This is a genomic window from Chryseobacterium sp. CG10_8 (assembly GCF_058117085.1).
The window spans coordinates 1-7,245 of the sequence record NZ_JBYVEB010000128.1 but is presented as its reverse complement, the minus strand read 5'-3'; the positions used below and the strand labels follow the sequence as shown (position 1 = coordinate 7,245).

At 36.1% G+C, this 7,245-nt stretch carries 5 protein-coding genes; 2 read left to right on the top strand and 3 right to left on the bottom strand.

Annotated features, from left to right (window positions below):
- Positions 1 to 3 precede the first annotated feature (3 nt).
- On the bottom strand, positions 4 to 1,494 hold the full coding sequence (hutH, locus tag AC4AGG_RS14585) for a histidine ammonia-lyase (RefSeq protein ID WP_489772748.1): 1,491 nt from the start codon (positions 1,492 to 1,494) through the stop codon (positions 4 to 6).
- A gap of 102 nt (positions 1,495 to 1,596) precedes the next feature.
- On the opposite strand from hutH, the gene AC4AGG_RS14580 reads away from it, so the two are divergent.
- On the top strand, positions 1,597 to 2,358 hold the full coding sequence (locus AC4AGG_RS14580; protein ID WP_489772747.1) for a hypothetical protein: 762 nt from the start codon (positions 1,597 to 1,599) through the stop codon (positions 2,356 to 2,358).
- 181 nt (positions 2,359 to 2,539) lie between these two features.
- Here AC4AGG_RS14580 and AC4AGG_RS14575 read toward each other — a convergent pair whose 3' ends face one another.
- Positions 2,540 to 4,399, bottom strand: coding sequence for a transthyretin-like family protein (locus tag AC4AGG_RS14575; protein WP_489772746.1), 1,860 nt, complete (start codon positions 4,397 to 4,399; stop codon positions 2,540 to 2,542).
- Positions 4,400 to 4,607: 208 nt separating this feature from the next.
- Between AC4AGG_RS14575 and uvrC the strand changes: the two genes are divergently transcribed.
- Entirely contained in the window at positions 4,608 to 6,398 is a 1,791-nt protein-coding gene (gene uvrC, locus AC4AGG_RS14570; RefSeq protein WP_489772745.1) for an excinuclease ABC subunit UvrC, read from the top strand.
- Positions 6,399 to 6,403: 5 nt separating this feature from the next.
- Here uvrC and AC4AGG_RS14565 read toward each other — a convergent pair whose 3' ends face one another.
- Positions 6,404 to 7,174 (bottom strand): hypothetical protein, encoded by a 771-nt coding sequence (locus AC4AGG_RS14565; protein ID WP_489772744.1) that lies wholly within the window; start codon positions 7,172 to 7,174, stop codon positions 6,404 to 6,406.
- Positions 7,175 to 7,245 lie beyond the last annotated feature (71 nt).

Sequence of the window (7,245 nt, the reverse complement as noted above, 5' to 3'; positions counted from 1 at the left end):
ATATTAATTCACCACCAATTTTCTTTCTCTAATCAAATCTGCAATAGCCAACATATCTTTTCCGATTTCTCTATCATTCTCTAATTTTGGAACAACAGAACGAATGATACTGTAATTATCTTCTACTATTTTCGAACATTTGGCTGGTCTTCGGAATTCTAAACCTTGAGCGGCAAACATCAATTCAACGGCAAAAATATTGACCAAATTATCCAAAACTTGATTAAATTTCCTTCCAGAAATACTTCCCATGGAAACATGATCTTCTTGACCCAAACTTGTCGGAATCGAATCTGCAGAAGCTGGAAAACACAACGTTTTATTTTCTGTCACCAATGCAGCAGAAGTATATTGCGGAATCATAAAACCAGAATTAAGTCCAGAACTTTCCGTTAAAAGACGAGGCAAACCAAATTTTCCTTCCAGCAAAAGATAACTTCTTCTATCCGAAATATTTCCTAATTCGGCAGCAGCCAAAGTAGCATAATCCAAAGGAAGAGCCATCAATTGACCATGGAAATTACCTCCTGAAATCGCTTCTTCAGCATTGAGTACAATTGGATTATCCGTAACCGAATTCAGTTCGGTTTCTGCCATTAATTTAAGATGTTCAAAAGCGTTGCGACTCGCTCCATGAACTTGAGGAACACACCTCATTGAATAAGGATCTTGCACCCGATCACAGAATTCATGTGACTTGAGGTTATCTGAGTTTTTGAGAAACTTCAACATTCTTGCTGCCACTTTTTTGCTTCCAGCAAACGGACGAATCTCATGCAATTCCTTTTTGAAAGGACTTGCAGAACCCCGATATGCTTCAACACTCATTGCTGCGGTGAGATCAGCCAAGTCAAGCAAATATTCCATCTTTTCCAGACCTTTAATGGCGTGAGCCAAAATAAACTGTGTCCCATTAATCAATCCAAGGCCTTCTTTTGCTCCTAACTGTAGAGGTTTAATTTGATGCTTTTTCAAAACTTCAGCAGTTTCAAAAATTTGACTTCCTTCCCATACTTTTCCTAATCCCAACAAAGGTAAAACCATGTGAGATAAAGGCGCCAAATCACCACTTGCTCCCACCGATCCTTGCTCTGGAACCACTGGAATAATATCCTTTTCAAGCATTAGAATGAGGCGTTCGATCATTTCCAACGAAACACCAGAAAAACCTTTCGACAAAGCATGGATTTTGGCAATCATCATAAATTTCGACAACTCCTTCTCAATCGGCTTTCCTACCCCTACTGCATGAGATATAATTAAATTATGCTGTAATTGCGCAGTTTCTTCCGCCGAAATTTTCACATCACATAGCGGTCCAAAACCAGTATTAATTCCATAAACACAACGATCCGATTCTACAATCTTCTGGACATTCTGTTGCGATTTCAGGATTTGGTCTTGAGCTTGTTTATTGAGTTTTGCTGTGGAAGGATTCTGAGAAATCTCCAATACATCATGGAAAGTGAAGTGATCGACTCCGTAAATTTTCATTGAAAAATAATTTTGCTAAAAGTACATATTTTTCAAAGATTATATTTTCTTGGCGACGTTCTTTTTTTTGGCTAAATTTGCACTGCATTTAAAAATAGCACAATGAATAAAAAAATTACACTAATCCTTGCCCTATTAATTGGGATTTTAGGATTCTCTCAGAAGAAAAAATTCTCTAAAGAAGAAATCAAAAAAATGGAAACTTACCTTTTCAACGAAGGTTATGGTTCTCCATCAACAAAAAAAACATCAACTTTGCTGATGAAAGACGGTACCGAAATCATCGGTTATTGCTCGGGAATGAAGACCAAAAAAGGCCAAATTAGTTCTATCGAAATCAAAGATAGTATTTCTAAAAAAGAAATGAACTATCCTGCTGAAGAAGTAGCTAAAATGTGGGTATATCCTTCCAACCTAAGTATCGCCACCAAAACCCAAAAGTACATGAGCAATATCAGAAATTGGGACACCAAAAAAATGAGCAAAAGTACAGGTAGCGATAGAATACTTTTTGTTAATCAAACTGTTTCTTTGAAAAATAAAAAAGACGAGAAACAATTTTTGATGGAGTTGATCAATCCGGAGTTTGATAAAATTATTTCTGTTTACAACGATCCTTTCGCAAAAGAAACTAGTGGAGTTACCGTTGGATTTGGTCCGCAATTAGGAGGTGGTGTTACTAAGTCTTTCTATGTTAAAAAAGGGGACAAAATCATTTGGCTTCACAAAGATGATTTCGAAGACAATTACGAGTTCCTTTTTGGAGACAATGCAGAATTCATGAAAGAATTTCCTGCTAAATCAGTTGAATGGGACTACTTTAGTTTCCTTGTTTTCAAATACACTGAAATGTCCGCGAACTAATAAACACTATAGACTATCAATAAAAAAGCTGCAAAATTTGCAGCTTTTTTTTGCAAAATATTTTTCTGTACTCTGCAATAATTAAAAATTCATCCTAGATAGTAAAGTCTCTTGATAATCAAAGCGGAATAGCTAATCTATTCAATTTTATTTTGCCTAATTTCTAAGAAACTTACCCATCTTAAACCTTACAAAAAGATATAAAGTCTTGCTCTGAACCTAAATAATTTTCTCCATCGGTAAGTTGTGCTGTTGCAGTTACAGTGACTGTATATGCGCACGCCAATAAATCATTAACCGTATCAGTTGGTGGAGTAAAAACCAATTGAGCAGTCCCATAAGTCTCCGGAGCAGACAATAACATAATGGAATTAAATTCAAAACTTTGTCCAGGTTTATTCGGTCCCACAATGGCCAAACTTACTGCACTCAAATTTTCGTTTCTAGCTCCATATTTTACATGCAAATCTGATACAATCTTATTACAGCCACTCATGCCAGCTACAATTTCGTCAATATCTACTGAAACTGCAATTCTTCGTTGATTCTCTTTTTTGGGTGCCCAACTTCCGTTTTTATTCACTTGATTATACACCACATTATAGATGGCAATAGGTTTAGAAGTTCCTGCGACATATTCTGTTTGTTCAATACTAATCTGGCGCTGTTTCATTCGGACTGCAAGAAATCTATTTTTTACATGAGGCCGACTTGCGGCAACTGTTGCCAAACCAATTCCTGACGTTGGCATTGCCATATCTATTGTAGTAAGTCCTGTGAGCTTTTCCGTGTTTAGCTTCAAGATTTCTGCATCAATATGAGGTGCAAAATTTTCTTCATCAGGAACTTGAATCCAATTTCCATTAAAAGTAATGGTCTTTTCTGTTCCTACACCATTAATATAGTAAGGTTCGTAATGTACAGGATTGGCAATATCGTCTGTTAATGTCCATAGATAACCGATAGAGGTTTTATCAATCATGTCGGGTTCTACAGGTCGCCAACCTAAAGGATCTAACGAATCTGAATGATTAACAACCTCTTGATACTCAAACATATATTCCATTCTTGCTCCTTCAATTTTTCTACTGATTGAACCCACCAAATTAACGGATGAGAAAAAGGCATACCCGTTTGCTTTTCCATCACTAATTCCCGTTTGGATATGATGATGCTGTCCTAATCCAAAATGTGTAAAAGATGGTGGAATCACTGGCTCTGAAGGAATTAATTCCTTGGCACATAATTTCACACATAGACAATATCCGACATTATTCCTTCTATTTTCTGCGGTTTCCAATTGAAATCTTTGCCCATTGTATTCTATCTGAAAATAAACATCTGGTCCACTTGCAAACGGCGGTACAACGTCTGTTTCTATGTTAATAATCGGTGAAAGAAATGTTTTCTTGAAATCGGCAGAAGAATAATAAATGGTAAATCGTCCATTACTATCGGTTACTCCAGAACCTAACATATCATCTGTAAGATAATCTGCATCCATCGCAATCACTTTTACTCTAGCCAAAGGAGCTCCTGTTTCGCAATTAGTTAATCTTCCACAAATAGTCCAAACGTCAAAATAGCGTCCTTTGATTTCACACCACCATTTGTAAGGTATTTCATGATTAAATACAAATACATTAATGTCAGTTTCATCTTTTGTAGGCGTATTACTACGCATAGGATAAAATGTGGTTACATGAAACTGTCTTACCGGAAATTTCTTGGGTGGAAATTTCTTAGGTACTGTTCCGCATTCAAAATCAAACTCTAAAGCTGTATTAAGATACTTATTATCTATTACAACTTCATAATTTCCAAGATCATCTGTGATTGCTTCTCCAACCAATCGATCCGCTTTCCTTTCTACTTCTTTAGGAGAGAGAAGTCTGAAAGAGTTCTTTGAAGAAGCTATCAACACCTCCTCCATTCGATCATTGCTTTCTGGTAAATACAGACGGATTTTTGCCTGACTTACATTCTCCACACATTCTCTACAAATGCGTCCTGCAAGATTTCCTTTAATAATTGTTTTCATTATATATCAGTTTTTAAAATTGCCTACTCTATTACCTTTTCGGCTTTCGGTTATATATTTTTTGAAAAACAAATTTAGTCTATATCACCTGAGATAACTCCAGTGTAAACACTTGATTATAAACAGCTAAAGAACCCTTTTTTCATTAATTTGGATGTTCTAAAAATATTTTTCAATACAAAACAAAGCATTTCCTTATTTTTGTATAGTGAATCCAAAACTCGAACTTCAACTCAAAACGCTTCCTTCTGATCCAGGAGTCTATCGCTATTACGACAAGAACAATCAGTTACTCTACGTCGGTAAAGCCAAGAATCTTAAGAAAAGAGTACTCTCCTATTTTAACAAAAATCTCTCTGGCTATCGTACGAAAATAATGGTGAAGAAGATTCATCGTTTGGAGACGACGATTGTACCAAGCGAATACGATGCTTTGCTGTTGGAGAATAATCTTATCAAAGAACATCAGCCGTTTTACAATGTCATGATGAAGGATGATAAGACTTATCCTTGGATTTGTATCAAAAACGAAGACTTTCCGCGCATCTTTATGACTCGAAACAAGATTAAAGATGGTTCCGAATATTATGGCCCTTACGCCAAAGTTCGCCCAGCTCGAGTGTTATTGGATACCATCAAAAACTTATATCGAATAAGGACTTGCAATCTTAATCTTTCGCCCGAAAAAATCGATGAAGGCAAATACAAAGTCTGCCTAGAGTATCACATCAAGAACTGTAACGGTCCTTGCCAAGATTTGGAATCTAAAGAAAATTACGATAAAAAAATTGATGCCATTCGTTGTATGATTAAAGGTGACTTCCGACAAGCCAAAAATTTTCTTATTGAGGAAATGACCAGATTTGCTGAAAATTTAGAATTCGAAAGTGCGCAAATTACGAAGGAAAAGCTCGAAATGTTGGAAGATTATCAAGCCAAACATACGGTGGTTAATCCTAATATTGACGATGTAGATGTTTTCGGAATGATAAGTGACGAAACCGCTGCTTATGTCAATTATTTTAAAATCAGAAACGGAAATATCATCCAGAGTTACACTACCGAAGTCAAAAAAGTACTTGAAGAAACGGATGAAGAAATATTGGAAGAAGCCATCATCGAAATCCGAAGAAAATTTTCATCTGATTCCAAGGAGATTTTGGTGCCATTTCATTTATCGGTAGAAATCCCGAATGTCAAACTCTTTGTCCCAAAAATGGGAGACAAAAAACGTATTGTCGAACTTTCTGAAAAGAATGCGAAAGAATATCGTGTGGAAAAACTAAAACAAATTCAGATTGTTGATCCCGACAGACATACCAACAGAATCATGGCAGAAATGCAAAAACTGTTGAGGATGCCTGTAGAACCTCGACATATTGAGGGATTTGACAATTCTAACATTCAAGGAACCAATCCTGTTTCGGCATGTGTCGTTTTCAAAGATGGGAAACCAAGTAAACAAGACTACCGCATATTCCATCCCAAAACCGTCGAAGGACCTAATGACTTTGCAACCATGGAAGAAGTCATCTATCGTCGTTATAAAAGACTCTTGGATGAAAACGAGCCGCTTCCTCAGCTCATCTTGATTGATGGAGGAAAAGGGCAACTTTCTTCCGCAGTAAAAAGTCTAAAACTTTTAGGACTGTATGGCAAAATCACCATTATTGGTATTGCAAAACGTTTGGAAGAAATCTACTTCCCAGAGGATTCTATTCCTTTATATTTGGATAAAAAGTCAGAAACATTGAAGGTGTTGCAAAGAGTTAGAGACGAGTCTCACCGCTTTGGAGTCAAACACCATCGAACAAGAAGAAAAAACTCCACCATCAAATCCGAATTGGAAGAGATTCCCGGTATTGGCGAAAAAACGATTGAGCAACTTCTCCAAAAACTGAAATCCGTCAAAAGAGTGAAAGAATCTTCTCTCGAAACCTTAGAAGAAATCCTTGGTAAAAGCAAGGGAAAATTGGTTTGGGAATATTTTAATTCCTAACAGTCTTATTTCTTCAAAGAAAAAACCACTTTGAAAACCGTACCATTATCTTGAAGCTCCTCTGTAACAGCATTTCCGTTCTCAAAGTATCCCATTGCACGTTTACCATCGGTAAATTTTACATGATAAATTCCCTTTTTACTTGACTCAGTAAAAGTTGCAGCGGCAGTATTATCTTCAGCATCAGCGATGATAAACTGCTGTTCTGTGATAATAATTTTATTGTACGTTCTGTTACTTGTCAGCTTCAATTCTTGATTAACGACAGAAGTCCCCCCAGTTTTTGGCGTCTCTTTACTGTAATCAGAATTAGAAGTCATCGGCACAGCTACTGGCTCTATAACTGCTTTTGAGATCTGACTATCTTTAGAAGCTACCGCTAATGTTTTCAAAGCAGTATTCATTGCATCAGGGTAACCTGTTTCAAATTCTTTAATGGTTGAAGCACCATCAAATTTTTCAATTAAATTTCCATTACAATTTTTAAAAACAACAGATACTTTATTTTTGAAAAGACTACTTGAATTCAAAACATCTGCAACTGCAACCTGACACGGATTCTGATATGCGGTCGCTGGCCAAGTTTCCTTTTGTTCTGACAAAACGGTATATCCTTTAGACTGTAATTTTTCGGTCAATTTCTTTTTTAATCCATAAGGCTTACCTTCGAAATCTTTGAAGCTATCTGGAATCGAAACATAAGAATAGTCTGAAATTTTTTGCGCATATAAAAATACAGTACAAAACACTAACATGAAACCCGCGATTCTTTTCATTTGACTAAATTTAAATTTTTATAAAAATACTCTGCTTTCTCCTTCCTGTAAAGATAATACTAATAAAAGAT

What these genes read in the sequence shown, in the direction of transcription:
- hutH (WP_489772748.1), bottom strand. Translation starts at nt 1,494, where the DNA reads ATGAAAATTTACGGAGTCGATCACTTCACTTTCCATGATGTATTGGAG.
- AC4AGG_RS14580 (WP_489772747.1), top strand. Translation starts at nt 1,597, where the DNA reads ATGAATAAAAAAATTACACTAATCCTTGCCCTATTAATTGGGATTTTA.
- AC4AGG_RS14575 (WP_489772746.1), bottom strand. Translation starts at nt 4,399, where the DNA reads ATGAAAACAATTATTAAAGGAAATCTTGCAGGACGCATTTGTAGAGAA.
- AC4AGG_RS14565 (WP_489772744.1), bottom strand. Translation starts at nt 7,174, where the DNA reads ATGAAAAGAATCGCGGGTTTCATGTTAGTGTTTTGTACTGTATTTTTA.